This is a genomic window from Streptomyces sp. NPDC058751, assembly GCF_042746485.1.
GTDB lineage: Bacteria > Actinomycetota > Actinomycetes > Streptomycetales > Streptomycetaceae > Streptomyces.
In genome coordinates this window covers 50,188-77,063 of the sequence record NZ_JBHYPZ010000036.1, presented here as the reverse complement: position 1 = coordinate 77,063, position 26,876 = coordinate 50,188, and the positions used below count along the sequence as shown (strand labels likewise).

24 protein-coding genes, 1 pseudogene and 1 riboswitch are annotated in these 26,876 nt (G+C 72.4%); of the genes and pseudogenes, 21 read left to right on the top strand and 4 right to left on the bottom strand.

What is annotated here, in order from left to right; all coding sequences use genetic code 11:
* The first annotated feature begins 110 nt into the window (after nucleotides 1-110).
* Nucleotides 111-581: an acyl-CoA thioesterase gene (locus ACFW6B_RS29255; protein ID WP_386600534.1), complete on the top strand. Its 471-nt coding sequence runs from the start codon at nucleotides 111-113 to the stop codon at nucleotides 579-581.
* On the opposite strand, the gene ACFW6B_RS29250 is transcribed toward ACFW6B_RS29255, so the two are convergent.
* Complete coding sequence (locus ACFW6B_RS29250) at nucleotides 529-1,740, bottom strand: MFS transporter (protein ID WP_386600532.1); 1,212 nt, start codon at nucleotides 1,738-1,740, stop codon at nucleotides 529-531. The genes ACFW6B_RS29255 and ACFW6B_RS29250 overlap by 53 nt on opposite strands.
* Before the next feature lie 130 nt (nucleotides 1,741-1,870).
* On the opposite strand from ACFW6B_RS29250, the gene ACFW6B_RS29245 reads away from it, so the two are divergent.
* The 10 genes from ACFW6B_RS29245 (at nucleotide 1,871) to ACFW6B_RS29200 (ending at nucleotide 11,233) form a co-directional block, all read left to right on the top strand.
* Nucleotides 1,871-3,103, top strand: a complete 1,233-nt coding sequence (locus ACFW6B_RS29245; protein WP_386600529.1) for an ROK family transcriptional regulator — start codon at nucleotides 1,871-1,873, stop codon at nucleotides 3,101-3,103.
* 344 nt (nucleotides 3,104-3,447) lie between these two features.
* Nucleotides 3,448-3,578, top strand: a riboswitch (FMN riboswitch).
* A 153-nt stretch (nucleotides 3,579-3,731) separates the two neighbouring features.
* Nucleotides 3,732-4,355: a riboflavin synthase gene (locus ACFW6B_RS29240; RefSeq protein WP_386600527.1), complete on the top strand. Its 624-nt coding sequence runs from the start codon at nucleotides 3,732-3,734 to the stop codon at nucleotides 4,353-4,355.
* On the top strand, nucleotides 4,352-4,987 hold the full coding sequence (locus tag ACFW6B_RS29235) for a nicotinamide riboside transporter PnuC (protein ID WP_386600525.1): 636 nt from the start codon (nucleotides 4,352-4,354) through the stop codon (nucleotides 4,985-4,987). The genes ACFW6B_RS29240 and ACFW6B_RS29235 overlap by 4 nt, the downstream gene beginning before the upstream one ends.
* Nucleotides 4,984-6,321, top strand: a complete 1,338-nt coding sequence (locus tag ACFW6B_RS29230) for a bifunctional 3,4-dihydroxy-2-butanone-4-phosphate synthase/GTP cyclohydrolase II (protein ID WP_386600523.1) — start codon at nucleotides 4,984-4,986, stop codon at nucleotides 6,319-6,321. The genes ACFW6B_RS29235 and ACFW6B_RS29230 overlap by 4 nt, the downstream gene beginning before the upstream one ends.
* An 87-nt stretch (nucleotides 6,322-6,408) precedes the next feature.
* Nucleotides 6,409-6,894 (top strand): 6,7-dimethyl-8-ribityllumazine synthase, encoded by a 486-nt coding sequence (gene ribH / locus ACFW6B_RS29225; protein ID WP_151468514.1) that lies wholly within the window; start codon nucleotides 6,409-6,411, stop codon nucleotides 6,892-6,894.
* A 34-nt stretch (nucleotides 6,895-6,928) separates the two neighbouring features.
* A complete protein-coding gene (locus ACFW6B_RS29220; protein ID WP_030038616.1) occupies nucleotides 6,929-7,201 on the top strand; it encodes a phosphoribosyl-ATP diphosphatase in 273 nt (90 codons plus the stop codon).
* 81 nt (nucleotides 7,202-7,282) lie between these two features.
* Nucleotides 7,283-8,140 carry an ATP phosphoribosyltransferase gene (gene hisG, locus ACFW6B_RS29215; protein ID WP_386600520.1) on the top strand — a complete coding sequence of 286 codons (858 nt, stop codon included), beginning with the start codon at nucleotides 7,283-7,285 and terminating at the stop codon, nucleotides 8,138-8,140.
* Nucleotides 8,141-8,154: 14 nt separating this feature from the next.
* Entirely contained in the window at nucleotides 8,155-8,622 is a 468-nt protein-coding gene (locus tag ACFW6B_RS29210) for a PH domain-containing protein (protein WP_386600518.1), read from the top strand.
* 197 nt (nucleotides 8,623-8,819) lie between these two features.
* Nucleotides 8,820-10,151, top strand: a complete 1,332-nt coding sequence (locus ACFW6B_RS29205; RefSeq protein ID WP_386600515.1) for a hemolysin family protein — start codon at nucleotides 8,820-8,822, stop codon at nucleotides 10,149-10,151.
* Nucleotides 10,148-11,233: a hemolysin family protein gene (locus ACFW6B_RS29200; protein ID WP_386600513.1), complete on the top strand. Its 1,086-nt coding sequence runs from the start codon at nucleotides 10,148-10,150 to the stop codon at nucleotides 11,231-11,233. Before ACFW6B_RS29205 ends, ACFW6B_RS29200 begins: the two co-directional genes overlap by 4 nt.
* 77 nt (nucleotides 11,234-11,310) lie before the next feature.
* On the opposite strand, the gene ACFW6B_RS29195 is transcribed toward ACFW6B_RS29200, so the two are convergent.
* Complete coding sequence (locus ACFW6B_RS29195) at nucleotides 11,311-13,176, bottom strand: AAA family ATPase (protein WP_386600511.1); 1,866 nt, start codon at nucleotides 13,174-13,176, stop codon at nucleotides 11,311-11,313.
* 467 nt (nucleotides 13,177-13,643) lie between these two features.
* Nucleotides 13,644-14,264 (bottom strand): uridine kinase, encoded by a 621-nt coding sequence (locus ACFW6B_RS29190; RefSeq protein ID WP_386600576.1) that lies wholly within the window; start codon nucleotides 14,262-14,264, stop codon nucleotides 13,644-13,646.
* 260 nt (nucleotides 14,265-14,524) lie between these two features.
* Between ACFW6B_RS29190 and ACFW6B_RS29185 the strand changes: the two genes are divergently transcribed.
* From ACFW6B_RS29185 to ACFW6B_RS29160, 6 genes and pseudogenes are all read left to right on the top strand, one after another.
* The gene (locus ACFW6B_RS29185; RefSeq protein WP_386600508.1) at nucleotides 14,525-15,481 is read left to right on the top strand and encodes a hypothetical protein; all 957 of its coding nucleotides are present in this window, start codon (nucleotides 14,525-14,527) and stop codon (nucleotides 15,479-15,481) included.
* A gap of 50 nt (nucleotides 15,482-15,531) precedes the next feature.
* On the top strand, nucleotides 15,532-17,073 hold the full coding sequence (locus tag ACFW6B_RS29180; RefSeq protein ID WP_386600506.1) for an amino acid permease: 1,542 nt from the start codon (nucleotides 15,532-15,534) through the stop codon (nucleotides 17,071-17,073).
* A 187-nt stretch (nucleotides 17,074-17,260) separates the two neighbouring features.
* Nucleotides 17,261-18,610, top strand: a complete 1,350-nt coding sequence (locus tag ACFW6B_RS29175) for a peptidase C39 family protein (RefSeq protein WP_386600504.1) — start codon at nucleotides 17,261-17,263, stop codon at nucleotides 18,608-18,610.
* Nucleotides 18,611-18,833: 223 nt separating this feature from the next.
* Nucleotides 18,834-18,977 (top strand): SCO1431 family membrane protein, encoded by a 144-nt coding sequence (locus ACFW6B_RS29170; RefSeq protein ID WP_386600502.1) that lies wholly within the window; start codon nucleotides 18,834-18,836, stop codon nucleotides 18,975-18,977.
* Nucleotides 18,978-19,112: 135 nt separating this feature from the next.
* Nucleotides 19,113-19,772 carry a TetR/AcrR family transcriptional regulator gene (locus tag ACFW6B_RS29165; protein WP_386600500.1) on the top strand — a complete coding sequence of 220 codons (660 nt, stop codon included), beginning with the start codon at nucleotides 19,113-19,115 and terminating at the stop codon, nucleotides 19,770-19,772.
* Nucleotides 19,773-20,058: 286 nt separating this feature from the next.
* Nucleotides 20,059-21,230: pseudogene (locus ACFW6B_RS29160) on the top strand (acyl-CoA dehydrogenase family protein).
* A gap of 581 nt (nucleotides 21,231-21,811) precedes the next feature.
* Here the strand turns inward: ACFW6B_RS29160 and ACFW6B_RS29155 are convergent.
* Nucleotides 21,812-22,246: a hypothetical protein gene (locus tag ACFW6B_RS29155; RefSeq protein ID WP_386600498.1), complete on the bottom strand. Its 435-nt coding sequence runs from the start codon at nucleotides 22,244-22,246 to the stop codon at nucleotides 21,812-21,814.
* Nucleotides 22,247-22,514: 268 nt separating this feature from the next.
* On the opposite strand from ACFW6B_RS29155, the gene ACFW6B_RS29150 reads away from it, so the two are divergent.
* The 4 genes from ACFW6B_RS29150 to fxsA all read left to right on the top strand — a co-directional run bounded on the left by ACFW6B_RS29150 (nucleotide 22,515) and on the right by fxsA (nucleotide 26,782).
* Entirely contained in the window at nucleotides 22,515-22,955 is a 441-nt protein-coding gene (locus ACFW6B_RS29150) for an Lrp/AsnC family transcriptional regulator (RefSeq protein ID WP_037621061.1), read from the top strand.
* Between the two features lie 126 nt (nucleotides 22,956-23,081).
* Nucleotides 23,082-24,698, top strand: a complete 1,617-nt coding sequence (locus ACFW6B_RS29145) for an amidohydrolase (protein ID WP_386600496.1) — start codon at nucleotides 23,082-23,084, stop codon at nucleotides 24,696-24,698.
* Nucleotides 24,699-25,236: 538 nt separating this feature from the next.
* Nucleotides 25,237-26,031 carry a polyprenol monophosphomannose synthase gene (locus ACFW6B_RS29140; protein ID WP_386600493.1) on the top strand — a complete coding sequence of 265 codons (795 nt, stop codon included), beginning with the start codon at nucleotides 25,237-25,239 and terminating at the stop codon, nucleotides 26,029-26,031.
* 184 nt (nucleotides 26,032-26,215) lie between these two features.
* Nucleotides 26,216-26,782, top strand: a complete 567-nt coding sequence (gene fxsA, locus ACFW6B_RS29135; RefSeq protein ID WP_386600492.1) for an FxsA family membrane protein — start codon at nucleotides 26,216-26,218, stop codon at nucleotides 26,780-26,782.
* Nucleotides 26,783-26,876: the final 94 nt, after the last annotated feature.

Genomic DNA, 26,876 nt, shown 5'->3' with positions numbered 1-26,876 from the left:
ACAGGTCCCACCCGGACGGGGCAACCTGAGCGGTTGCTTAGGATGGGGGAGTCGTTTCAGTCGGGCGCGCCCGTGACCGCGCGCCGCAGTACGTCCCAGGAGTCCCGCCCGTGACCGCCGAAGCACCCGTCGCCCCCGCCCTCCCGTACGGACGGCTCCTGCCCGTCACCGTCCACTTCGACGACCTCGACGCGCTCGGACTGCTGCACAACGCCCGCTACCCGGTCATGGTCGAGCGCGCCTGGACCGCGCTGTGGAACGAGCGCGGCTTCGGCTTCGAGGGCGACTGGGAGGCGGCGGGCGACTCGTGCAACGCGGTCAAGGAACTGCGGATCACCTACGAGGCCCCGGTCAGCCGCCCCGGCGGGTACGCCGTCCATCTCTGGCTGGAAAGGCTCGGCACCACCGGACTGACGTACGGCTTCCGCTTCTGTTCCCCGGACGGCGCGGTCACCTACGCGCACGGAACGCGGGTGCTCGTCCGGCTCGACGCCGGGACGCTGCGTCCGGCGCCGTGGAGCGACCGGTTCAGGGTCGTGGGCCGGGAACTGCTGCGCTCGGCGGACCGACCTTCGGACTGATGCGGTCCCCGGAGCGCAGCACGCCGGCGAACGTGACCAGCCCGACCGCCAGGGCCGTGACCAGGGCGAACGACACCGTCAGGTTCGTCGCCTGCGCCACCGACCCGATCAGGCTGGGTGCGATGAGCCCCGAGGTGTACGTGATGGTCGCGACGCCCGCGATGGCCTGACTGGGGTTGGGGCCGCTGCGCCCGGCCGCCGCGAAGCAGAGCGGGACGACGACCGCGATGCCGAGTCCGAGCAGCGCGAAGCCGCTCATCGCCACCGCCGGGTGCCCGGAGAGGACGACCAGCAGGCCGCCGAGCACGGCGAGGGCGCCGCCGGTCCGCACCGTACGGACGGCGCCGAAGCGGTTCACCACCGTGTCGCCGACCAGCCGGGCCACCGCCATGGTCAGCATGAAGCCGGTGGTCGAGGCCGCGGCCAGGGCGGCCGAACTGTCCAGCCGGTCGCGCAGGTAGACCGCCGACCAGTCCAGGCTCGCGCCCTCCGCGAAGACCGCGCAGAAGCCGACCGCGCCGATGAGCAGTGCCGACCGGGGCGGCAGCGCGAAGCGCGGCGGCGGCTCCTCGTCCTCGGTGGGCTGGAGGTCGAGCACCCACCGGCAGGCGGCGAGGCCGAGCAGGGTGAGGACGGCCGCCGCCAGGCCGTGGTGCAGCCGCGCGTCCGCGCCCAGATGCGCGGCGAGCGTGCCGGCCGCCGCGCCGATCAGCGCGCCGGCGCTCCACATGCCGTGCAGCCCGGACATGATCGACTTGTCGAGCCGGTTCTCGACCTCGACGCCCAGCGCGTTCATGGCGACGTCGGCCATTCCCGCCGTGGCGCCGTACACGAACATCGCGAGGCACAGGGCCGTCAGGTTCGACGCCAGGGCGGGCAGGACCAGCGCCAGCGTCCACAGGGCGATGAGACCGCGCAGCGCCGTACGGCTGCCGAAGCGGTGGGTGATCCGGCCGGCCAGCGGCATCGAGCAGGACGCGCCGAACGCGGTGAAGGCGAGGGCGAAGCCGAGCTGCCCCGCGCTGACCGACGCGTGGTCCTGGATCCACGGCACGCGGGTCGCGAAGGACCCGGTGACGGCTCCGTGCACGGCGAACACGGCCGCCACGGCGTACCGGGCGCGCCTGACCTCGCGCTGGTCGTAGACGACTCCACTCATGCTCGGGCCCCTCCCAGGTCATGGTTCCACGGTGTGCCGCCGTAAACTATCAGGAACCCTGCCTGATAAATAGATGTCCGCTCGCCGCCCGGTCGTCCGGCGGCCGAGCCGATCTGGGAGGATTCCCGGCATGCCCGCATCCCCGAGCACCGCACGGGCCATCAACGACCGGCTCGCCCTGCGGCTGCTGCAGCAGGAAGGCCCTTTGACGGCCACGCGGTTGAAGCAGCTCACCGGACTGTCCCGGCCGACCGTCGCCGACCTCGTCGAACGCCTCACGGCCTCCGGTCTCGTCACCGTCGTCGGGGAGTCGGGGGAGCAGCGGCGCGGCCCGAACGCCCGGGTCTACGGGATCGTCGCGGACCGCGCGCACCTGGCCGCCCTCGACGTCCGCACGGAGGGGGTCTCCGTCGTCGTCTCCGACCTGGTCGGCCGCGTGCTGGCCGAGGCGTCCGCGCCCATCGGCGAGGGCACCGGGACCGGGCCGGCGGTGGAGCGGGCGGTCGCACTGGTCGAGCGGGCGGCCGGGGAGGCCGGGACCCTCGGGGCCCCGCCCCCGGGCGGACGTGCCGGAGGATGGGGCGGACTGCACACCGTCGGCATCGGGGCGCCCGGTCTGATCGACCCCGCCAGCGGTGAACTGCGCAACTCCACCGGCCTGCCCGAGTGGCACCGGCGCCTGGTCGCGGCCCTCCAGGAACGGCTTCCCGGGGCCCGTGTCCTCGTCGAGAACGAGACCAACCTCGCGGCCCTCGCCGAACAGCGCGAGGGGGCCGCCCGCGACCGCGACACGTTCGTCCTGCTGTGGCTCGGCCACGGCACCGGCGCCGCCGTCGTCCTCGACGGCGCCCTGCGCCGGGGCGCCTCCGGGGGGACCGGGGAGATCGGCTTCCTGCCGGTGCCGGGCACCACGAGCCTGCCCTCGGCGACCGACTGCGGGGGCGGGTTCCACTCGCTGGTCGGGTCCGCGGCGATCACGGAACTGGCGGCGGGGCACGGCGTCTCGGCGCGGGCCGAGGGCCACGAACCGCACGCCGCCGCGCTCGTCCGGCAGGCGCTGGCGAGCCCCGGATCCGCCGCGGCGGACGGCTTCCTCGGCGCCCTCGCCGACCGCCTCGCCATCGGGGCGGCCTCCGTCAGCGCCGTGCTGGACCCCGGGTGCGTGGTCCTCGGCGGCGAGGTGGGCCGGGCGGGCGGCGAGGCGCTCGCGGCACGGGTCGGGCGACGGCTCGCCCGCATGTCGCCGCTGCCGACCGAGGTGCGCGCGAGCGCGCTGGGCGGCGGCGCGGTGCTGCGCGGGGCCCTGCTGACCGCCCGCGACGGCGCCCAGGACGAGCTGTTCGCCCCGCGGCCGTCACGGTAGCCGCGGTCGTTCCGCCGCCGTCCCGGTGGGCCCGGTGCGGGTCGGCTGGAGACCCGGCGGCGGGGCAAGGGCCTTCGTCACCGCCGCCGGGTCGATCATGGGGGGACCGGCAGTGAATGATCACGCAGTCTTGGTCGAGGACACTAAGAGGACTAGACCAGAGCGTCAATAGGTATGGACCAGTTGCGGGGAATCCGCGCCGGGCCCAAGTCCCTCCGGGGCCGGGGCGGTTGGTCGTCGGGGCCGTTCCGGGGAAGTCCATGCCGACCGGCTGTGAGCCACCCCACAGGGGTGTGGCCGTATGGGCGCCGACCGGGCGTGGCACACTGGCCATGTACCAGAAGCAGCGCACTCCGGGGTCGGTGTAATTCCGAACCGGCGGTTATAGTCCGCGACCCGGTCGCTTCCAGCGGCCGGTTGACCAGGTGGAATTCCTGGACCGACGGTTAAAGTCCGGATGGGAGGCAGTGCGCGGCGGGCGGGCATTCGTGCGCGCTGCCGTTTGTTGCTGCTCGTCCTGCGGGACGGGTGTCCTTTCGGCGTCGCTCCCGGTGTGCCGCGGTCCGCTCATAGTGTCGTCATCGACAGCCCCGGAGTCCGTGCCCCATGAGGCAGGAGGACCCGGGAAGTGTTCACCGGAATCGTCGAAGAGCTGGGTGAGGTCACCGCCGTCGAGATCCTCGACGACGCCTCGCGTTTCCGGCTGCGTGGCCCCGTCGTCACGCAGGGCGCGCAGCACGGCGACTCCATCGCCGTCAACGGAGTCTGTCTCACCGTGGTCGAGCACGAGGGCGACGAGTTCACCGCCGACGTCATGGCCGAGACCCTGGACCGCTCCAGCCTCGGGGCCCTCACCGTCGGCTCCCGCGTCAACCTGGAACGGCCGATGGCCGTGGGCGAGCGCCTCGGCGGCCACATCGTGCAGGGACACGTGGACGGCACCGGCGCGGTCATCGAGCGCAAGCCGTCCGAGAACTGGGAGATCGTCAAGATCTCGCTGCCCGCCGACCTTTCGCGCTACGTCGTCGAGAAGGGCTCCATCACCGTCGACGGCATCAGCCTGACCGTGGTCGACGCCGGCCCCGACTTCTTCACCGTCAGCCTCATCCCCACCACCCTCGCCCTGACCACCCTGGGCCACAAGCAGCCCGGTGATCCGGTCAACCTCGAGGTCGACGTCATCGCCAAGTACGTCGAGCGTCTGCTCGGCACCCGCGGTGAGCGGCCCGGTGCCGAGGAGGCCGGCCGGTGAACCGGCTCAACTCCGAGGCGTTCGTCCTCCTCGACCAGCACATCATGTGGTCGGACATGATCGGCAACGTGATCGGTCTGATTGCCCTCGCGCTCGGCTGGCGGCGCTCCGTGTGGAGCTGGCCCGTCCAGCTCCTCTCCGGACTCGTCCTCTTCGCCGCCTTCTTCGGCCACCTCGCCGGCAGCGCCGGCAAGCAGGTCGTGGTCATCGCCGTCGCCCTGTGGGGCTGGTGGCAGTGGAACCGCGGCGAGGACGAGGACGGGCGCGTCTCCGTACGGTTCGCCACCTGGCGCGAACGCGCGGCCATGGTGGGTGCCGCGGCCGCGGGCACCCTCGCCGTCAGCGGCCTGTTCCACGCGTACCCGACGCTGTCCTGGGACCCCTGGCCCGACGCCTACATCTTCGTCGGCACGATCGTCGCCATGTACGCGCAGGCCCGCGGCATGGTCGAGTTCTGGTTCGCCTGGCTGCTGGTCGACCTGGTGGGCGTCCCGCTTAACTTCGCCAACGGATACGCCTTCTCCGGTTTCGTCTACGTCCTGTACGGCGCGCTCGTCCTGTGGGGCATGCGCGACTGGTGGCTGCGCTCCCGTGAGGCCGGGCAGCCCGTCATGGAAGGAGCCCCGGCATGACAACGGCGCCGGTTCGGTACAGCACCGGGCACGATCAGGATGCCTCGGACCTCGCGCTCGACCCCGTCGAGCAGGCCATCGCCGACATCGCGGCCGGCCGCCCCATCGTGGTCGTCGACGACGAGGACCGGGAGAACGAGGGAGACCTCGTCATCGCGGCCGAGATGGCGACCCCCGAGATCGTCGCCTTCATGATGAGCGAGTGCCGCGGACTGATCTGCGCACCCATGGAGGGCGAGGAACTCGACCGGCTGCGCCTGCCGCAGATGGTCGACGACAACACCGAGTCGATGAAGACCGCGTTCACGGTGTCGGTGGACGCGTCCGCCGCCCACGGGGTCACCACCGGCATCTCGGCGGCCGACCGCGCCGCCACCCTGCGCCTCCTCGCGGACGGCGTCTCGGGGGCCGACGACTTCGTGCGCCCCGGCCACATCTTCCCGCTGCGCGCCCGGCCCGGAGGCGTGCTCGCCCGCAACGGCCACACCGAGGCCGCCGTCGACCTGGCCCGTCTCGCGGGGCTGCGCCCGGCCGGGGCGATCGTCGAGATCGCGGGCGAGGACGGCCGGATGCTCCGGCTGCCCGAACTGATCCCCTTCGCCCGCAAGCACGGCCTGACGATCATCTCCATCGAGGACCTGATCGCCTACCGCCGCTCCGCCGAACGCGCCGCGGAGGCCGAGTCCGGCACGGTCCCCGCGGCCCCCACCGTCCGGCGCGAGGCCGAGGTCCGTCTCCCCACCGCCTTCGGCGAGTTCACCGCGTACGGCTACCGCTCGACCGCCGACGGCGTCGAGCACGTCGCCCTCGTCCACGGCGACATCGGCGACGGCGAGGACGTCCTCGTCCGGGTCCACTCCGAGTGCCTGACCGGCGACGTCTTCCACTCGCACCGCTGCGACTGCGGCCCCCAGCTCCAGACGTCCATGGAGCGCATCCAGGCCGAGGGCCGCGGTGTCGTCGTCTACCTCCGCGGCCACGAGGGGCGCGGCATCGGCCTGCTCTCCAAGCTGCGCGCCTACGAACTCCAGGAGCGCGGCCGGGACACCCTCGACGCCAACCTGGAACTCGGACTGCCCGCCGACGCCCGGGACTACGGCGCCAGCGCGCGGATCCTGCAGGACCTCGGCGTCCGCGGCCTGCGCCTGATGACCAACAACCCCGACAAGACCGACGCGCTCGTCCGGTACGGCCTGCGGGTCACCGCGCGGGAGCCCATGCCCGTCCAGGCGGGCGAACACAATCTGAGTTACCTGCGGACCAAGCGGGACCGCATGGGACACGACCTGCCCTGGCTCGACTCGACCACCGTGTCGGCCTGCGGGAGCCAGTGACTCCGCACGGCGGGCGCCACCGGCACACAGCACCACCGGCTACACAGCACTATCGGCAACACGGCACAGCGGGACTGAAGGAGAGACGTGAGCGGCAAGGGTGCACCTGAACTGTCCGTACGCAACTGCGGCGACCTGCGGGTCGCGGTCATCGCGGCACAGTGGCACGACAAGGTGATGGACGGTCTCGTCGACGGCGCGCTGCGCGCCCTGCGCGAGCTGGGAATCGACGAGCCGACCCTGTTGCGGGTCCCCGGCAGCTTCGAACTGCCGGTCGCCGCCAAGGTCCTGGCGGGCCGCGGCTACGACGCGATCGTCGCCCTCGGTGTCGTCATCCGCGGCGGGACCCCCCACTTCGAGTACGTGTGCCAGGGTGTCACCCAGGGCCTCACCCAGGTCTCCATCGACACAGGCGTCCCCATCGGCTTCGGCGTGCTCACCTGTGACACCGAGGAACAGGCATTGGACCGCGCGGGCATCGAGGGCTCGAACGAGGACAAGGGCCACGAGGCGGTGACGGCCGCCGTGGCGACCGCGGCCACCCTGCGTTCAGTATCTGAACCCTGGCACTGAGGTAGGGCCCCGAGCGCGTAGGGTGAGGACCACCATGTCGAATAAGACGTTCGAGGAGCTCTTCACCGAGCTCCAGCACAAGGCCGCCACGGGCGATCCCGCCACCTCGCGCACCGCCGAACTCGTCGGCAAGGGTGTCCACGCCATCGGCAAGAAGGTCGTCGAAGAGGCCGCTGAGGTCTGGATGGCCGCCGAGTACGAGGGCAAGGACGCCGCCGCCGAGGAGATCTCGCAGCTCCTCTACCACGTCCAGGTGATGATGGTCGCGCGCGGGATCTCCCTCGACGACGTGTACGCGCATCTGTAGAGGCCCTCACAGCAGCCCCCCGCAGAGCACGCCCGTCCGTCCCACCCACCCGAACACCACCGAGCAAAGGAAGCCGACCTCATGCTGCGCATCGCCGTCCCCAACAAGGGTTCCCTCTCAGGACCTGCGGCGGACATGCTGCATGAGGCCGGCTACCAGCAGCGCCGGGAGTCCAAGGAACTGCGGATCGTCGACCCGAACAACGAGGTGGAGTTCTTCTACCTCCGCCCCCGGGACATCGCGATCTACGTCTCCTCCGGCAAGCTCGACATCGGCATCACCGGCCGCGACCTGCTGGTCGACTCCGGCGCCCACGCCGAGGAGATCCTCCCGCTCGGCTTCGCCCGCTCCACCTTCCGCTTCGCCGCCAGGCCGGGCACCGCGAACGGCGTCGCGGACCTGAAGGGCAGGACGATCGCCACCTCGTACGAGGGCATCGTCGCGGGGCACCTCGCCGACCACGGCATCGACGCCTCCGTCGTGCACCTCGACGGCGCCGTCGAGACCGCCATCGAACTCGGGGTCGCCGAGGTCATCGCCGACGTCGTCGAGACGGGCACCTCGCTGCGCAACGCCGGCCTGGAGATCTTCGGCGAGCCGATCATGAAGTCCGAGGCCGTCGTCGTCCGCCGCGTCGGAGCCGGCCCCACCGAGGACGCCGAGCCCAAGGTGCAGCAGTTCCTGCGCCGCCTCCAGGGCGTCCTGGTCGCGCGGACCTACGTGATGATGGACTACGACTGCCGCGCCGAGCACCTGGAGAAGGCCGTCGCGCTCACTCCCGGCCTGGAGTCGCCGACCATCTCGCCGCTGCACAACGAGGGCTGGGTCGCCGTCCGCGCCATGGTCCCCTCCAAGGAGGCCCAGCGGATCATGGACGACCTGTACGAGCTCGGCGCCCGGGCCATCCTGACCACGGCCATCCACGCCTGCCGGCTCTGACGGGACCAACGCACATGTCGGACCTCCCCACCCTTCCCGCGACCTTCCGCCCCTCCCGCACCCGTGTGGTGCTGCTCACCGCGGGCGTGTCGATCTTCGTGGTCATCACCACGATCGCCATGCTTCTGGAGCAGCTCGGCCCGGGGGAGCGGCTCAGCTTCGTCTTCACCGCGGCGCTGCTCTTCGGAGTGCTCCTGCTGCTCTCACGGCCCAAGGTCGTCGCCGACGAGAGCGGTGTCACCGTCGTCAACATCGCGAGCAGCCGGCGCCTGGACTGGGCGGAGATCGTCCAGGTCAACCTGCGTCCCGGCGACCCCTGGGTGTTCCTCGACCTCAGCGACGGCACCAGCCTCCCGGTGCTCGGCATCCAGCCCGGCATCGCGAGGGAGCGCGCCATCGAGGACGCCCGTGCCCTGCGCGCCCTGACCGCGGCCCGCGGAATCCAGGAGCCCGACGGGCACCGCGGCGAACATCGGAGCTGACTCTCGGCCTTCCACCCTGCCCCGAGAGCCCATGTCTTGATTAATCTGTCGGCGGAGGCGTTTTCATCGCGCCTCCGCCTCCGTTGTGCTCCCGCCCTCAGAGGCCCCCTGCTACCCGAGGAGTGACTCCCTCCAGCGATGGACGGATCGTCCTGTAGTACCTGCGCCGCCCCCTTCCCCCATGGCGAGGCGGCGGCATGACCATCCCCCTGTTGCTCCTTGGCGCGGCGTTCCTGCTGATCCTCGCCAACGGCTTCTTCGTGGCCGCGGAGTTCGGTCTCGTCACCGTCGAGCGCCCCGACGCCGAGAAGGCCGCGGCCGACGGCGACGAACGCGCCGGCACGGTCGTCGAGTCGCTCAAGGAACTGTCCTTCCAGCTCTCCGGCACCCAGCTCGGCATCACCATCACCTCGCTCGTCGTCGGCATGCTCGCCGAACCGGCCCTCGCCCAGCTCCTGGGCGGCCCGTTCGAGGCGGTCGGACTGCCGAAGGGCGCGGTGCCCGGCTTCGCCGTGGTGAGCGGCATGCTGCTGGCCTCGGCCGTGCAGATGGTGGTCGGTGAACTCGTGCCGAAGAACTGGGCGGTGTCCAAGCCGCTCCAGGTGGCCCGCTTCGTCGCCGGCCCCCAGCACGTCTTCTCCCGCCTCTTCAGGCCGGTGATCGCCGCGCTGAACACGGTCGCCAACCGGCTCGTCCGTGCTCTCGGCGTGGAACCCACCGAGGAACTGGCCTCCGCGCGCACCCCCGGCGAACTCGTCTCCCTCGCCCGCCACTCGGCCCGCGCGGGCGCCCTGGAGCAGGACACCGCGGACCTCTTCGTCCGCACGATGTCCCTGGCCGACCTCACCGCGCAGCACGTCATGACGCCGCGGGTGAAGGTCAGCGCCCTCCAGTCGTCGGCCACCGCCGAGGACGTGGTCAACCTCACCCGTGCCACCGGTCTGTCCCGCTTCCCCGTCTACCGGGAGCGGATCGACGAGGTCGTCGGCATGGTGCACCTCAAGGACGCCCTCGCGATCCCCGCGCACGACCGGCTGCGCACCCCCGTCGGCCGGATCGCCCAGGCCCCGCTGCTCGTCCCGGAGAGCCTGCCCGTGCAGCCCCTCCTGGAGCGGCTGCGCAGTGAACAGCCGATCGCCGTCGTCGTCGACGAGTACGGCGGCACGGCCGGCGTGGTCACCCTGGAGGACATCGTCGAGGAACTCGTCGGCGAGGTCCGCGACGAGCACGACGACGTACTGGACGGGCAGCCCGAACTCGCGGCCGCTCCTCCCGAGGACGGCAGGCCCGCCTGGGACGCCGACGGAAGCTGCCGGGTCGACATCCTGCAGCGCATAGGCCTCGACGTGCCCGAGGGGCCGTACGAGACCGTGGCGGGCCTCGTCGCCGACCTGCTCGGCAGGATCCCGGCCCCCGGCGACAGGGCCGAGCTCCCGGGCTGGCGCCTCGTGGTGCGGCAGGTCGGGCACTACCGTGCCGAACGCGTCCGCCTCGTGCGCACCGCGCTCGCCCCGGAGGCCGTCCGATGAGCATGCTCCAACTGCTGTTCGCGGGCCTTCTGGTGCTCGCCAACGGCTTCTTCGTCGGCGCCGAGTTCGCGCTCGTGTCCGTACGGCGCAGCCAGATCGAGCCGCTGGGCACCGCCCGCTCCCGGCAGGTCCTGTACGGCCTCGAACGCCTGCCGCAGATGATGGCGGCGGCCCAGTTCGGCATCACCCTGTGCTCGCTGACCCTCGGCGCGGTCGCCGAGCCCACGGTCGCCCGTCTGCTGGAGCCGCTCTTCGAGGCCGTCCACCTGCCGCACGGGGTGATCCACCCCCTGGGCTACGTGATCGCGCTCGCCCTCGTCGTCTTCTTCCACCTCGTCATCGGCGAGATGGTCCCGAAGAACCTGGCGATGGCCGCGCCCGAGAAGACGGCCCTGTGGCTCAGCCCCGGACTGGTCGCCTTCGCACGGGTGTGCCGCCCGGTCACGGTGGGCCTCGGCGCCTGCGCGCAGCTGATCCTCAAGCTGTTCCGGGTCGAGCCCAAGGACGAGGTCGAGGCGGTCTTCACCAGCGAACAGCTCAACCGGCTGGTCGAGGACTCCGGACAGGCGGGACTCCTCGAACCCGAGGAGCAGGAGCGCCTGGAGGACGCCCTGGAACTCGGGTCACGTCCGGTCACCGACGTCCTGCTCGACGGCGCCTCGCTGGTCACCGTCGGTCCCTCGGTCACCCCGGGCCAGGTCGTCGCGCTGACCGCGCGCACCGGGTACTCACGGTTCCCGGTGGTCGCGGAGAACGGCGCCTTCATGGGCTGCTACCTCCATGTGAAGGACGTCCTCGACCTGGAGGAGTCCGAGCGCGCGGTCCCGCAGCAGATGTGGCGGCCGATGACCACCCTGCGCTCCGAACTCCCCCTGGACGACGCCCTGACCGTGATGCGCCGTGCCGCCACCCATCTGGCCCAGGTCGCCGACGCCTCCGGGAAGGTCATGGGCCTCGTGGCCCTCGAGGACGTCCTGGAACTGCTGGTCGGCGAGGTACGGGACCCGGCGCACCGCGATGTCACGCCGGTACGGGTCACGGGGGCGCGCCCCAGCCAGGCCGAGGAGGCGCTGGCGAGCTGACCGTGAGCGCGGGCCCCGGTTCCCGGTGGCCGTGCGACCCCGTGGGGTCCGTACGGTCCCGGCGGCCCGGGGCCTCCTCACATCGCCGACGGGTCCTGCGGGCCCCGGCCCGAGAGCACTTCCCCGTAGGCCTGCATCAGGTCGGGCAGGCGCAGGGTCGCCAGGTCGTCGCGCGACGGGCTGCCGGGATAGCCGGACAGCCGCAGATCGCGGTACGCGCAGCTCTTCTCGTACAGCGTGCGCAGGAAGCGGCCGTTGCCGAGCTCGTCGATCCAGCCCTGGTCCACGACGTGCCCGGCGATCGAACGCAGCTCGTCCAGCGCCTCCTCGTCCCAGACGTCACCGTTCTCGGCGGCCAGCACCTCACCGATGGAGGTCAGTTCGAGCGGGCGGTAGGAGGGGAAGTCCACGCGGCTGGTGAAGCGCGAGGAGAGACCGGGGTTGGCGGCGAGCAGCCGGTCCATGCCCTCGGGGTAGCCGGCGAGGATGACGACCAGGTGGTCCCGGTTGTCCTCGGCCCGCTTCAGGAGCACCTGAAGGGCCTCGTCGCCGTACGCGTCGCCCTTGCCGTAGCCGGAGTTGGACAGGGAGTACGCCTCGTCCACGAACAGGACGCCGCCGATCGCCGAGTCGATCAGTTCGTTGGCCTTCACGGCGGTCTGGCCCAGGTACTCGCCGACCAGGTCGGCCCGCTGGGCCTCGACCAGATGGTCCCCGCCGAGCAGCCCGAGCGCGTAGAAGACCCGGCCGAGGATGCGCGCCACCGTGGTCTTGCCGGTGCCGGAGGGGCCGGAGAAGACGAAGTGCCGCTTCGGCGGCTGCACCGGCAGTCCCTGTCCGGTGCGCAGCCTGGCCATGTTCAGCTGCGCCGACAACGCCTTGACCTGCCGCTTCACCGGCTCCAGGCCCACCATGCGCTCCAGTTCGGCGAGCGCCTCGTCGAGCAGGGCGGGGTCGGTCGGTCCCGGCGGCATCGGCTGGACCGGTATCACGGCCTTCTCCCGGAAGCCGTCGGTCTGGACCGGCAGGGTGCCGGGCGGCGACGGATCGGGATCCGGGAGCCTCAGGTCACGCCCCTCGGTGCCGAACAGGGCGTCCATGCCGTCCGGGCCCTCCAGCACGTCCTGGCCGATCCCGGCGAGCGTGATCGCCGCGAGGTCGGCGGCGGCGTCGTCGTACCCGTCCCCCTCGGCTATGGCCGCGAGCCGGGCAGAAGTGTCCATGAAGGAGGGGTCGACCCGGTGCACCGCCCGGTACAGGGGCAGCGCCGCGGCGGAACGACCGGTGCCCTCGTGGGCGCGGGCCAGCCAGTACCTCAGCTCCTTGCGCTGCGGCTGCTCGCTGCGGCAGCGCATCAGCGCGGACGACAGCAGCGGTTCGGCCTGGCCGTACATCTCCAGCCTGACCCGTGCCATGCCGCCGAACAGGCCGGCCTCGATGCCGAGCAGGGGATCGTTGATCAGCGGGTCGGTGTGCCGCACCAACTGCTCCCAGTCCTTGACCAGATAGGCGCGGCACGCGTGCAGGAACCGCACCTGGTGGTCCGCGTCGACCGGCGGAAGTCCGGCGAGCGCCCGGTCCAGTTCGGGGACATGACGTCCGTCGAGCCAGTGCGAGGCGTGCGCGAGCAGCAGGTCGCGCGGGCTCTCCAGCACCGGCTGGACCCACCAGCCCAGCCAGTACCAGGAGTTGAGGGTGCGTCGGTGGCGGGAGCGCTGCTCGCCGAAGCGGTCGCGGTGCCGGAACATCCGCAGCAGCGCGGTCGTCGTGTCCACCCGTAGCGCGTGCAGTCCGAGCCAGCCGTCCGCCATGCCGGGGTCCATCCGGACCGCGGCGCGGAACTCCTCCTCCGCCTGGGGGTAGGCGCCCATGGTGTAGGCGTCCACACCTCGCAGCCAGGCGAGGTCGGCCGGGGCCTCGGGGCCCTGCGTGCCGAAGTCCATCACGTCCCCCACAAACCGTGCCCCCGATGGTCGGGGAATGCCTCGCGGATCAGGGCATCCCCTTGCCGCCGGGCCGGTGCCCGTCGGTAGCGCTGGTCGAACGACTGTGCCGCGGACGGGAGTTGAAGCGGTGCGGCAGAGCATCCGTCCGAAGGTCGCACCGAGAGGCATGGTACCCGCGGTCGACGGGCCTGCCGAAGGGTGCCGCGCAGCCCGTTCCACGAGGTGGGAGCAGATGGGGCGCACCGCGAACGGTGACCCAGGGTGAGCGGATCACGCCACGGGGCGTCCGGAAAGAGAGGGTCTGGGCAGAACGAAGCCCCCGATCACGGGGGAACAACCGGGGGCTTCGCGACTGCGGGTGGCTCCCGAAGGGCCGCTGCTTCAGAACGTAAGACCTGTACGGCCCCCTGGTCAAGCAGAGTTGGGACACCGAGGCAACTTCCGTGGAGTGGGTCTTCACAACTTCAGCACGCTGCGGACGGTCCGTCACGGTGAGTGATGAACTGGTCCGGTCCGGGCGTCCCGGCAGGCCCCGGAAGCACCTCGTACCCCTCGGGACACTGCCGCACCACATGGTCCGCGAAGGGGCGCGTGGGGTCCTCGGTGAAGTGACGGCGCTCGGCGCGGACCCACCCGTCCCAGAAGTCGCCCTGGGCCTCCCCGTCCCGTTCGCGCCCCCGCGCCCAGGCCTGTTCGTGGGGCAGTTCCATCCACAGGAGCCGCGCGAGCCACGGCCGCAGCGCACGGCGTCCCGCGCCGACGCCCTCGATGAGCACCACCGGCGCGGCGGGCAGTTCGCGGACGGGTCCGAACCGGCGGGCGGTCCAGTCGTAGGGGGCGTAGCGCGCCGTCTCGCCGCGTTCGAACGGCTCGACCACCCGGCTCAGCAGGCGCCCGGTCCAGTCGAAGAGCTCGTCGTGGGTGGCGATGTCGTCGAGGTGGAGCACGGGCGCGCCGTCCAGGGCCGTCGCCAGTCTCCCGGCGAAGGTGGTCTTTCCCGAGCCGGCGTGGCCGTCCACGCCGATCAGGCGGACGGGCCCGCAGGAGGGCGGCAGCCGGAGTAGCCGCGCGGCGAGGTCGTGAATGGGGTTTCCCGGGGTGAGATGCGGGTGGGCGCGGTCCTGGGGGCATTCTATCGAGACGCCGCCCACAGCGGATCCACGGGTTCAGGATGGTGCTGCATTGAACTATTAATTGAACAATCCTCAGGACCGCACCTGGCCCGCTCCGAAATCGCGGGCCCCGCGGAAGGAGGTATTTCGGATAGGGCGTTCCGGTCCTCGGAGATGCTGAGTAGGGTTCCTGTTGCGGAACGGAAGCGTCGTACGGGGATGGACAGGGGAAGATGGCCGCGGGTTTATTCGAGGGGCAGTATGTGTGGCATCCGGCGGCCGACGACCGCAGACTCGCGAGCGTCTGCACGGACATCAGAGCCGGCCGCTATCTGAGCGCACACGAAGCTCTGAAGGAGACCCGCTCCGACTTCGGATTACGGGCCCACCGGTCCCTGGTCCTCGCCTCCGAGGCCGCCGACTCCGACCTCGCCGAACGCTGGCTGGCGGAGGAGCAGACCCCCGAGTCCGCCCTGACGTGGGCCCGCGTGGCCGTCCTGCGGGCACTGCGTGCGGCCGACGCCAAGGACGACCGGGCCGACGCGCTGGAGCGCATCGCGCTGACCGCTTGCGACCGGGCCGCGGTGATGGACCGGGCCGATCCCACGCCCTGGGTCGCCCGGCTGTCCATGGCCCGGCTGCACGACCTGCGCGACCCGGCCCCGGAGGGCCTGCTGACCCGGCCTCCCGGCCCCTGGCGCCTGTTCTCGCACGTCCTGCGCCTCGACCCGTGGAACCGTGAGGGCCACCACCGGTTCCTGGCGTTCTTCTTCACGCGCCACGGCGGTTCCGTGAACGCCGCCTGGGACGTCGCCGCCTTCCTGAGCCAGCGCGCCCCCGCCTCCTCGCCCCTGCGGCTGCTGCCGCTGGTGGCCCTGGTGGAGAGCTACAACCCCACGCAACTGCTGGTCGACCGCACCTGGGAGCAGCCGCAGTGGCGTTCCACCGCGCTCGCGATCTACCAGAACTGGCTGCCGGAAGTGGCCGGATACCGCTTCACACCGGTGCTCGACCTCGCGTACCTGGCGCACGCACTGTTCATGGCGCAGCGCGAGTTCGAGGCGCGCGCGGTGTTCACGGCCATGGGGCCCTACGCCTGCCGCATGCCGTGGAGCGCCTTCGGCGAACCCGAGGAGCAGCTCTCCCGCGCCCGCCGCGCCTGCGGCCTGCCCGTGCCGGGGGGCGGCTGAGCCCGGCCCTCCCCGGCGTCCCGCACCATTCCCCGAGAGAAAGGTCAGCTGTGTCAGAGCGAATATCGGCCCCCAGGCGGAGGACGGGCGCGGGGAAGGGTTCCGTCGCCCTGGACGACGACGCGACGCTTCACGCGATGGGATATCCGAGAAAACTGACCCGCAGATTCCAGGCGTTCGACAACTTCGCGATATCCTTCACCATCATCAACATTATCTCGGGTATTTTCTCGTCCTTCGGATTCGGACTGAACGCCGGCGGCCCGCGCATTCTCGTGTTCGGCTGGATCGGCGTATCCGTGATGGTGCTCTTCATCGGTGCCGCGATGGCGGAAGTCGCCTCCGCCTATCCGACCAGCGGGGCGCTCTATTTCTCCGCCGGGAAACTCGCGAAGCGGCACAAGGGCGCCTGGTCCTGGTACACGGGGTGGCTGAATTTCGTGGGTCAGGTGGGAGGCACGGCCGCCACCGGATACGCGGCCGCCACCTTCGTCCAGGCGTTCGTCGCCCTGCAGTGGGACTCGTACGAACCGACCGCCGAGCGGACGGTCCTGATCACCGCGCTGATCATCGTGCTCCAGGGTTTGGCCAATACCTACACCGTCCAGCTCGTCGCCGTGCTCAACCGGATCTCCGTGTGGTGGCTCCTGATCGGGCTCGTCGTGATCGTGGGCGCACTCGTCGTGATGCCCGACGGCCACCAGTCGGCCTCGTTCGTCACGCATTTCGCGAACAACACCGGTTTCACGAACGGGATTTACGGAGGGATGCTCGGTCTGCTGGTCACGAGCTGGACCTTCACGGGCTTCGACGGCAGCTTCCACATGTCCGAGGAAACGGTGCGGGCCACGGTCAACGCGCCCAGGGGGATCACCCGCGCGATCGCCTATTCGGCGGTCGCCGGGCTCATCCTCATGCTCGCCCTTGTGTACAGCATTCACGATTATGACCGGGTCGCCTCGTCCTCGGCCCCGCCCGTCCAGATCCTCATCGACGGGCTTGGCATGGGCATGGCTAAGATCGTCCTGCTCGTCGTGATCGGGTCCATGCTCTTCTGCGGACTGGCCAACCTGACCAGCAACACCCGGCAGATCTTCGCCTTCTCCCGGGACGGCGCGATGCCGGGCTCCCGCTGGTGGCACTCCGTCTCGCCGCGCACCCGTACCCCCGTCAAGGCCGTCTGGCTGGCGGTCGCCTGCTCGCTGGCCCTGGTCCTGCCCGGCTGGTGGTCGCACACCGCCTTCACGGCCATCGTCAGCGTCAACGTCGTCGGACTCTTCCTCGCCTACGCCGTGCCGGTGTTCCTGCGGCTGCGGCTCGGCGACGAGTTCCAGCCCGGGCCCTGGAACCTGGGCCGCTGGAGCAAGCCCGTCGGCTGGGTGGCCGTGACCTGGATCCTCGCCAGCAGCGTGCTCTTCATGCTGCCCCAGGTCTCGCCGATCACCGGCGACAACTTCAACTACGCCTCGATCGCCCTGGCCGTGGTGCTGGCCGTCGCGACGGTGTGGTGGTTCGCCACGGCGCGCCGCCGTTTCCAGGGCCCCGTCAGCTACGGCCGCCCCGACGAGGTCGCCGCCATGGACCTCGTCTGACCGCCGCCCCTCGCCCCCGGCGCCCGCCGGGGGCGAGGGCATCCAGGTCATGCCAGTGGTCCGAACCAATATTGGTGGGCGCGGCACGGGCCGAAGTGCTGGCAGAAGTCCTCCTCCGGCGTCCATAGTTGGCGCACGACAGAGCATCGGGCCCGCCCGTTCCGGACACCCTGGGGGTTCTCCGTCCATGAGCAGAGCCGAGCAGCCGTCCCGCAGGACCGTCCTGGCCGTCGCGGTGGCCGCGGCGGCGGTGGGGACCGCGGGCCCGCCGGCCGCCGCCGCGGCCCGCCGCCCCGAAGCGCCGGGAGGTCTCGTCGACAACCGGGCCTGGACCTCGTACGGCGACTGGCGCTCGGGCGGCGGGACCGGTACCCGGGCCGTGCCGGGCACCCGCCCCGGGCTGGTGATCGCCACCCCCGCCGGCACGACGGACTACACCGACCCGCACACCGGCAGGACCGCCACCTGGGAGTACGCGACCTGGACCTCGCCGGTCCACCGGCTCGCCGTTCCCGCCACGGAGGTCATCGCCTCCTGGAACGCGCACACCCCGGCCGGCACCTGGCTCCAGGTCGAGCTGACCGGTACCTACTCCGACGGCACGGACACGCCCTGGTACGTGATGGGCCGCTGGGCCTCCGGCGACCAGGACATCAGACGCACCTCCGTGGACGACCAGACCGACGGCCGCAGCACGGTCTGGACGGACACCTTCTCCATCGACGACGCCGCCTCGGGCCTGCGCCTCCTCTCGTACCGGCTGCGCCTGACCCTCCACCGCGCCCCGGGTTCCAAGGCGACTCCCACCGTGTGGCGCCTCGGAGCGATGGGTTCCGACATCCCGGACCGCTTCACCGTCCCCGCCTCGGTCCCGGGCCTCGCCCGTGAGCTGGGCGTCCCGCGCTACTCGCAGGAGATCCACGCCGGCCAGTACCCCGAGTACGACAACGGCGGCGAGGCCTGGTGCAGCCCCACCTCCTCGCAGATGATCATCGAGTACTGGGGGCGCAGGCCCACCGCCGGGCAGCTCGCCTGGGTCGACCCGTCGTACGCCGACCCGCAGGTGTGCCTCGCGGCCCGTTCCACCTACGACTACCAGTACGCCGGCTGCGGCAACTGGCCCTTCAACGCCGCCTACGCGGCCACGTACAAGGACCTCCAGGGCGTGGTGACGCGGCTCGGCTCGCTGACCGACCTGGAGACGCTGATCGCCGCCGGCATCCCGGCCATAACGTCCCAGTCGTTCCTCAAGTCCGAACTGACGGGCGCGGGTTACGGCACCTCGGGCCACCTCATGACCGTCATAGGGTTCACCGCGGACGGCGACGTGATCGCCAACGACCCGGCCTCGCCCGACAACGGCGCCGTGCGCAGGATCTACAAGCGCTCCGAGTGGGAGAACATCTGGCTGCGGACCAAGCGCTACAACGCCTCCGGAAAGGTCGTCTCCGGCACCGGCGGGGTCTGCTACCTGTACTTCCCGGCGCACCTCTCACCGCGCCAGCGCAAGGCGCTCGCGGCGGTGGGCGTCCGGTGAGGTGAGGCACCCGTCGACGTGGGGGACGGCCCCGGACGGGGTCGTGTGACGAGAAGCACGTGGTGGCGGCCGGGCGGGATCCGGCGGGGTCCGGAGCCGCCGGGCCGCGCACGTGACCCGGGTCTCTACCGGTGACGGCGGCTCCGGTGGCAAGGTGGTCGGGCCGGTGGGGAGCCGGCGGGAGGCGGGGGACGCCAGCGCACCACTACGTCAGCGAGATGCCATGACCGCGAGTTCCGCCGCCGCTCGTCCGCGCGCCCGCACCGGGGGCCCCGGGGACGACGGCCCGAAGATCCTCGAACACGTCGTGGGCTGGATCCTCGTGGTGGCCGTGGCGATGCTGGTGACGCGGCTCGGGCTGCTCTGAGACCGCGTCGCCGCAGAGGTTCCGCGGCGCACCGCCGGACGTGACGGGCGGGGTACCGATCGCCCCCGGATGACGGTCGGCACGGTTCTGCCATACTGCGCATGTTCCGTCGGCAGTTGGAGACCAGGGCCGAAATTGAATAATAGTCAACAGCGTGAGATCGACCGCCCCCGGGCACGGGGGACCGACCGCTCACTGGCGCGCCGCGCCGAACTCATCGCCATCGGGCGGAAGCTGTTCGCCGACACGTCGTACGACGCCCTGTCGATGGACGACATCGCACGGCAGGCGCATGTCGCCAAGGGGCTGATCTACTACTACTTCAAGTCCAAGCGCGGCTACTACCTCGCCATCGTCGAGGACTCGGTCGCGGACCTGGTCTCCCGGGCCGCCGACGGTCTGGAGCTCCCCCCGGTGGAGCGGGTCCAGCGCACGATCGACGGCTATCTCCGCTATGCCGAGCACAACCAGGCCGCCTATCGCACGATCATCACGGGCGGCGTGGGCTTCGACACCGAGGTGCAGGCGATACGCGAGGGCGTGCGCGAGGCGATCGTCGCGACGATCGCGGAGGGGGCGTACGGCAGGCGCAGGATCGGACCGCTGCCGCGCATCGCCCTGCTCGGCTGGCTGCACGGCGTGGAGGGGGTCACCCTCGACTGGATCGGCGACCCGGTGCTGCCGCGCGAGACCATGCGCGAACTGCTGGTGAAGATGCTGGGGGGCACGATGCGTGCCGTCGAGGAGATCGACCCCTCGTACGCGGCCCCGCCCGACGCCCGGCGGGATGGCTGACACCCGGCGGGACGGCTGACGGCTGACGGCTGACGGCTGACGGCTGACGGGAACACTATGAGGACTAGACCACTCTGTCAATGGTTCGGACCAATCTCGTGCACCCCGGCGGCCCGTCGCGGTCCGGAGCGGACGTTCCTCCGTCCGGGCGTACTCCCGGCGCCACGGCCGCCGTTCGCCGGGTTCCGTGACCCGGACCGGGAGCATCGGCGGGGCCAGGCGAATCCCGGCGGCGCCGCTCCCGGGCGGGCGTCGCCGCCGTGCCCGACCAGGGAGGGGCGCCGCCGTGCCCGATCGTGTCCCACGGCCGGTGGACCGTCAGCTCCCCACCGAGGAGGCCCGGGACCTGATCGCGCTCGTCCGTGACACGGCGCGCCGCGAGACCGCCCCGCACGCGGCCGGGGAGGAGGCGCCGGGCGCTTTCCGCGCGGGCTCTTCGGGCTGCTCTCGGAGTCCGGACCGCCCGGACTGCCGTACGACGTCGCCCACGGGGGCGGCGGCCGGCCGTACGAGGTCTGCCTCCAGGTCCTCGAGGAACGCGCCGCGGCCCGCCTCGCCGTGGGCCTCGGCGTCAGCGTCCACGCCCTCGCCTGCCACGCCCCGGCGAACCACGGGACCGAGGGGCAGCGGGTCCGGTACCTGCCCGCGATGCTTCGGCGGCGGCCTGCTCGGCGCGTACTGCCTCTCCGGGCCGTCCTCGGGCTCCGACGCCGCCGCGCTGCGCACGAAGGCGGTACGGCAGGGGGACGACCGGTTCCTCGTCGGCACCAAGGCGTGGACCACGTACGGCGGGTGGCCGACTTCTGCACGGTGTTCGCGCGAACCGGGGGCGAGGGCCCGCACGGCATCACGGCCCTCCTCGTGCCCGGCGACGCGGAGGGGCTGAGCGCTTCGCCGCCCGAGCGGAAGATGGCCCTGAGGGGTTCGTCGACCGCCCGGATCCACCTCGACGGGGTGCGGGTCGCCGACGACCGCCGCCCCGGCGACGAGGGCCGGGTTTTCGCGCTCGCCCTGTCGGCGCCCGACTCCGGCCGGTTCGGCATCGCGGCCTGTGCGACGGGCCTGGCCCGGGCCGCGCTGGACGAGGCCGTCGCGTACGCCACCGGCCGGCGCCGGTCCGGGAAGCGGGTCGCGGACTTCCAGGGGCTCCGCTTCCTGCTCGCCGACACGGCCACCCGGGTCGAGGCCGGCCGCGCGCTCTGCCTGTCCGCCGCCCGGCTGCGCGACGCCGGCAGGCCCTTCTCCCGGCAGGCGGGCATGGCCGAACTGCTGTGCACCGGCGGGGTGATGAGGGTCGCCACCGACGCCGTCCAGGTCCTGGGCGGGTACGGGTGCACCGCCGACTTCCCGGTCGAGCGGTACCCGCGCGAGGCGAAGGCGCTGCAGATCGTCGAGGGCGCCGATCAGATCCGGCGGACGGTCATCGCGCGGCACCTCGTGGGTCCCGAGGGGCGCTGAGGTCACCGCGCGGGTCCGCGCCCGTGCCGAACTCGTTCCGCGGATCCCGGGGCGCGCCGAACTGCCCGTGCCCGTACATCACCGACGGGGCCACGAGGCGCACCCACTCGGGGTCGTGACGTCCCGGCAGGGTGCGGCCGAGATCGGCCCAGGCGCGCATCAGGGCGCGGTAGATGGGCGGGTCCTGAGCCGGTGGCGGCGGTGGCGGCGGTACCCGGCGAACCGATTCCACCGGAGCCGGGACGAGGATCCGGCGCCGGCGCCCGGTCGCGGAAGGAGTGGGGCTCATGCCGGGGCAACGTGCGGGCGGGCGGACAGGTCACCCGCCCCGGAATCGGGCGTGTGTCCACGACGGGACCCCTGCGGGGCCCGCGCCGGAGGCCGTCCGGCGTGCTCGGCGACGACCGGACGAACCCGGCCGCGGAGCCCCCGCCGACCGCCCGCGGAACCCCCGTAGGCCGTTCGCGGCGAGCGCCCCGCCGGTCCCGGACACACCGATCCGCACCACGGCGGGGTGCGGGCCGTGGTGCGGATCGGCTACGGGGACGGGGCGGGCGACGCCGGCCGGACGGGCCGAGCGGTCAGGCCGCGCGCCGCATCTCGTGGACGCGCATCGGGATCGAACCCGGACCGCCCACGTGGGAGAACGGCTGCGTGCGCCAGTCGAGCCCCTGAGGGAGCGTCAGCAGCAGCGCGGTGTCCTGCTTCTGGAGGTCCGCGGTGTCGTCCGCGGAGGGCGCCTCGGCGGCCGCGCGGCCCGTGCCCGAGCAGACGGTGAGTCCGAACGGGTTCCACGGGGAGGCGCACAGGGCGTGCTCCGGCAGGACCTCCTCGTCCGCCAGCAGCGCGATCGGCTGCGCGCAGTCCGGGCAGATGACCCGGTACATCTCGAAGGTGTCGTACGCGTCGAACTCGTCACCGTCCAGGGCGTCGGATTCGACGCCCTCCGGCTCGGGTTCGAGCACGGCCTGCTGCCGCTTGGGTGCGGTACGACCAGGGCGCTTAAGACTCTGCATGGGATTCTCCCCCTCGGGTGGGCCGACAAGGCGCTGCGACCTCGACCACAGCAAGCACTTCCCGTCCCGTCTCCGCGGTAATCGCGCGAACATCGCGGACCCGGCCGCATTCATGTGGCCTTCGTCACATGCCGTTCGCAGGTGCCCGGTCCGTGGAACGCGCCGGCCCGGCCGCGCGCGACCGGACGCCGGGACACATCACGAAGAGGGCATGACCTGGGCCACCGAGGTATCCCGGGAGATCGGCGGCCCTGTAGGTTCTTGCGCCATGGAGGAGCTGGACCGACAGATCGTGCAGCTGCTCGTCGCAGACGGGCGGATGAGTTACACCGACCTGGGCAAGGCCACGGGCCTGTCCACGTCCGCCGTGCATCAGCGGGTGCGCCGTCTCGAGCAGCGCGGCGTCATCCGGGGCTATGCCGCGGTCGTCGACCCGGAGGCCGTCGGGCTGCCCCTGACCGCCTTCATCTCGGTGAAGCCGTTCGATCCCAGCGCCCCCGACGACATCGCCGAACGGCTCGCGGGCGTCCCGGAGATCGAGGCATGCCACAGCGTCGCGGGCGACGAGAACTACATTCTCAAGGTGCGCGTCTCGACCCCGCACGAACTCGAGGAACTCCTCGGGCGGCTGCGGGCGCTCGCGGGCGTGTCGACGCGCACCACGGTCGTCCTGTCGACACCGTACGAATCCCGCCCGCCCCGCATCTGAGGCGGCCGCCGGGCACGGGCGCGCGACCACGCGGATCCGCCGGGACGGGCGGGCGGACCGGGCCGCCCCGCCGTGTCGGCCCCACCCGGGCGACGCCCGGCCGCCGGCAGGCGCGAGACTGTCCCCATGAGTGAGAGCCCCGCCCCGTCGGACACCGTGCTGCTGCGCGGTGGAGAAGTCCACAGCCCCGCCGACCCCTTCGCCACCGCCATGGTCGTGGAACGGGGACACGTCGCCTGGGTCGGCTCGGAGGGCGCCGCCGACGCCTTCGCCGGCGGGGTCGACGAGGTCGTCGACCTCGAAGGCGCCCTGGTCACCCCGGCGTTCACCGACGCGCACGTGCACACCACCGCCACCGGACTCGCCCTCACCGGCCTCGACCTGTCCGACGCGCCGTCCCTGGACGCGGCGCTCGCCCTCGTGCGCGACTTCGCCGCCGCCCGCCCGGCGGACCGGGTGCTGCTCGGCCACGGCTGGGACGCGGCCCGCTGGCCCGGCGGACGCCCGCCGACGCGCACCGAGCTCGACGCCGCGACCGGCGGACGCCCGCTCTACCTCTCCCGTATCGACGTGCACTCCGCCGTGGCCACCACCGCCCTCCTGGACCTGGTCCCCGGCGTCACGTCGCTCGCCGGGTACGCGCCCGACGGCCCCCTGACCCGCGACGCCCACCATGCCGTGCGCGCCGCGGCCCTCGGCGCGATCGGCGGCGCCCAGCGCGCCGAGGCCCAGCGCGCCGCGCTGGCCCACGCCGCCTCGCTCGGCATCGGCTCCGTGCACGAGTGCGCGGGCCCCGAGATCTCCTCCGAGGACGACTTCACCGGACTGCTGCGGCTCGCCGCCGAGGAGCCCGGGCCGAGGGTCGTCGGCTACTGGGCCGACCTCGACGTCGAGAAGGCGCGGGCGCTGGGCGCCGTCGGCGCGGCCGGCGACCTGTTCGTCGACGGCTCCCTCGGCTCGCACACCGCCTGCCTGCACGACCCGTACCTCGACGCGGACCACACGGGCCTCGCCCACCTCGACGCGGACGCCGTCGCGGCGCACGTGACCGCCTGCACCGAGGCGGGCCTCCAGGCGGGCTTCCACGCCATCGGGGACGCCGCGGTGGCCTCCGTGGTCGAGGGCGTCCGCGCCGCCGCCGAGAAGGTCGGCCTGGCCCGCGTGCGCGCCGCCAGGCACCGCGTCGAGCACGCCGAGATGCTCACGCCGGAGACCGTCGCGGGCTTCGCCGAGCTGGGCCTCACCGCCTCCGTGCAGCCCGCCTTCGACGCGCTGTGGGGCGGCGAGGACGGCATGTACGCCCAGCGGCTCGGGGTCGAGCGGGCCCGGACGCTCAACCCGTTCGCGGCCCTGCTGCGCGCCGGCGTGCCGCTCGCCTTCGGGTCCGACAGCCCCGTGACCCCGCTGGACCCGTGGGGCACTGTGCGCGCGGCGGCCTTCCACCGCACGCCCGGGCACCGGGTGTCCGTGCGGGCCGCCTTCACGGCGCACACACGAGGCGGCTGGCGGGCCGTCGGACGGGACGACGCGGGCGTCCTGGTGCCGGGAGCGCCCGCCGACTACGCGGTGTGGCGCACCGGCCGTCTCGTGGTCCAGGCCCCCGACGACCGGGTCGCGCGCTGGTCCACCGACCCCCGCTCCGGGACCCCCGGACTCCCGGATCTGACCCCCGGCGGCGACCTGCCCGTCTGCCTGCGCACCGTCGTCGGCGGACGGACGGTGTTCGTACACCCCAACGAGTGATGTCCCCTGGGAACCGGTGCGCTCCAAGGGCCCGGCGTCCCGTCGTTCGACCTGCGCATCCTCGGCCCTGACCAGGGATTTGTCGGGAAAGGCGCAGATCGGGCCAGTGTTGACAGGCGGCCGCGGGGGGCGGGTAGGTTCGGCCGGGTCCACCACCGGACGGCCGGCCGGGGAACTCCGCACGGCCTCGCGGCGCCGCTGGGTCAGGGGTGGCGCCCCGCACGGGCGCACCACCGCTGGGAGCCAGGCCCAGCGCCGGTGCCGCGGGGCGATGGAACGTTCCGACACGTCGGCAGGTGTGACCCGGGTGGGGCCCGGACGTTCAGTAGACAACGGCTTTCGGTCGATCCGCAGCCAGCGGGTCCCTGGCCGGCCCGAAGGGCGCCGGGCCCCGATCCGCAGGACGCGATCTCCCGCCGGCGAGGCCGCTCCGCCCGGCTTCCCGGCGAATCGACACCCCCGTAGTGCCGCCGCGACGCGGCGGCGCAGGCCGGGCGCATTATGGTGGACCCCTGCGTACGGATACGAAGGGGCAGCAGTGAACGACGGCGACGGGACCCTCGCGGCGGAAGCCCAGGGGAGGCGGTTCGGCCCGCTCGGCACGGCCTTGGTGATCATTCCGACCTACAACGAGGCGGACAACATCAAGAAGATCGTCGGCCGGGTGCGCTCCGCCGTGCCCGAGGCGCACGTTCTGGTGGCGGACGACAACAGCCCCGACGGCACGGGCAAGCTGGCCGACGAGCTGGCCGCCGGTGACGAGAACGTCCAGGTCCTCCACCGCAAGGGCAAGGAAGGGCTCGGTGCCGCCTACCTCGCGGGGTTCCGCTGGGGCCTGGAGCGCGGCTACGGCGTCCTCATCGAGATGGACGCCGACGGCTCGCACCAGCCGGAGGAGCTTCCCCGCCTGCTGACGGCGCTCAAGGGCGCCGACCTCGTCCTCGGCTCGCGCTGGGTGCCGGGCGGCCGCGTGGTGAACTGGCCCAAGTCCCGCGAGTTCATCTCGCGCGGCGGCAGCCTGTACTCGCGCGTCCTGCTCGACGTACCGATCCGGGACGTGACGGGCGGCTACCGCGCCTTCCGCCGCGAGACCCTCGAAGGCCTCGGTCTCACCGAGGTCGCCTCCCAGGGCTACTGCTTCCAGGTCGACCTGGCCCGCCGCGCGGTGAAGGCCGGCTACCACGTCGTGGAGGTCCCGATCACCTTCGTGGAACGGGAGCTGGGCGACTCCAAGATGAGCCGCGACATCCTCGTGGAGGCGCTGTGGCGCGTCACCAGCTGGGGTGTGGGCGAACGGGTCGGCCGGATCACGGCCCGCCGCAAGCGGTCCTGACACCGTCCCGGCTCCACGCGGGCCCCGGCCCGTCCAGGCGGCGAGAACGGGCCGGTGAGACGCGCCGGGGCCAGGGGCCGGCCGGTGGCCGCGGACGCCGCGAACGGGCGGGGACCGGTCGGTCGTCGGCGCGGTTGAGCGTTCGCTTATCCCGAACTGAGGCGCGCCCAGGCACACTGGGAGCATGACGACAGGCGTTCCGACCCCCGCCCCCTCCCGCCCGCGGCGCTCGCGGCTGCGCACCTTCCTGCCGCTCGGTGTCGCGGTGTGGCTGGTGCTGGAGATCTGGCTGCTGACGCTGGTCGCGCGTGCCACGAGCGGCTTCGTGGTGTTCCTGCTGCTGGTCGCCGGGTTCGTCCTCGGTTCCGTGGTCATCAAGCGGGCCGGCCGCCGCGCCTTCCGAAACCTCAGTCAGACACTGCAGCAGGCACAGGGCGGTGTCGCGCCCACGGGCGACAGCGGCCGGGGCAACGGTCTGACGATGCTCGGCGGTCTGCTCCTGATGATCCCGGGCCTGATCTCCGACGCGGCCGGTCTGCTCCTGCTGGTCCCCCTGGTCCAGAAGGGCGTCAGCCGCTTCGGGCAGCGTGCCTTCGAACGCAGGATGCGGCTGGCCGCCCCCGGTTCCGTCGGCGACGTCTTCCAGCAGGCCCGTATCCACCGCCCCGACGGCAAGGTGGTCCAGGGCGAGGTCATCAGGGACGAGGCGCCGCGCGAGCCCGGAGGCACGTACCCGCCCCTGAACCGCTAGCCGCACACCTCCGCCGGACCGGCGGCCGCACGCCGGCCGCCGGTCCGCCTGGGCTTCGGCGAGGCGGCGGAACCGGATTCACCCGGACCGTGTC

What these genes read in the sequence shown, in the direction of transcription:
- ACFW6B_RS29175 (WP_386600504.1), top strand. Translation starts at nt 17,261, where the DNA reads ATGAGCAGAGCCGAGCAGCCGTCCCGCAGGACCGTCCTGGCCGTCGCG.
- ACFW6B_RS29150 (WP_037621061.1), top strand. Translation starts at nt 22,515, where the DNA reads ATGGAGGAGCTGGACCGACAGATCGTGCAGCTGCTCGTCGCAGACGGG.
- ACFW6B_RS29155 (WP_386600498.1), bottom strand. Translation starts at nt 22,246, where the DNA reads ATGCAGAGTCTTAAGCGCCCTGGTCGTACCGCACCCAAGCGGCAGCAG.
- ACFW6B_RS29185 (WP_386600508.1), top strand. Translation starts at nt 14,525, where the DNA reads ATGGCCGCGGGTTTATTCGAGGGGCAGTATGTGTGGCATCCGGCGGCC.
- fxsA (WP_386600492.1), top strand. Translation starts at nt 26,216, where the DNA reads ATGACGACAGGCGTTCCGACCCCCGCCCCCTCCCGCCCGCGGCGCTCG.
- ACFW6B_RS29170 (WP_386600502.1), top strand. Translation starts at nt 18,834, where the DNA reads ATGACCGCGAGTTCCGCCGCCGCTCGTCCGCGCGCCCGCACCGGGGGC.
- ACFW6B_RS29195 (WP_386600511.1), bottom strand. Translation starts at nt 13,176, where the DNA reads ATGGACTTCGGCACGCAGGGCCCCGAGGCCCCGGCCGACCTCGCCTGG.
- ACFW6B_RS29220 (WP_030038616.1), top strand. Translation starts at nt 6,929, where the DNA reads ATGTCGAATAAGACGTTCGAGGAGCTCTTCACCGAGCTCCAGCACAAG.
- ACFW6B_RS29205 (WP_386600515.1), top strand. Translation starts at nt 8,820, where the DNA reads ATGACCATCCCCCTGTTGCTCCTTGGCGCGGCGTTCCTGCTGATCCTC.
- ACFW6B_RS29250 (WP_386600532.1), bottom strand. Translation starts at nt 1,740, where the DNA reads ATGAGTGGAGTCGTCTACGACCAGCGCGAGGTCAGGCGCGCCCGGTAC.
- hisG (WP_386600520.1), top strand. Translation starts at nt 7,283, where the DNA reads ATGCTGCGCATCGCCGTCCCCAACAAGGGTTCCCTCTCAGGACCTGCG.
- ACFW6B_RS29200 (WP_386600513.1), top strand. Translation starts at nt 10,148, where the DNA reads ATGAGCATGCTCCAACTGCTGTTCGCGGGCCTTCTGGTGCTCGCCAAC.
- ACFW6B_RS29245 (WP_386600529.1), top strand. Translation starts at nt 1,871, where the DNA reads ATGCCCGCATCCCCGAGCACCGCACGGGCCATCAACGACCGGCTCGCC.
- ACFW6B_RS29210 (WP_386600518.1), top strand. Translation starts at nt 8,155, where the DNA reads ATGTCGGACCTCCCCACCCTTCCCGCGACCTTCCGCCCCTCCCGCACC.
- ACFW6B_RS29230 (WP_386600523.1), top strand. Translation starts at nt 4,984, where the DNA reads ATGACAACGGCGCCGGTTCGGTACAGCACCGGGCACGATCAGGATGCC.
- ACFW6B_RS29145 (WP_386600496.1), top strand. Translation starts at nt 23,082, where the DNA reads ATGAGTGAGAGCCCCGCCCCGTCGGACACCGTGCTGCTGCGCGGTGGA.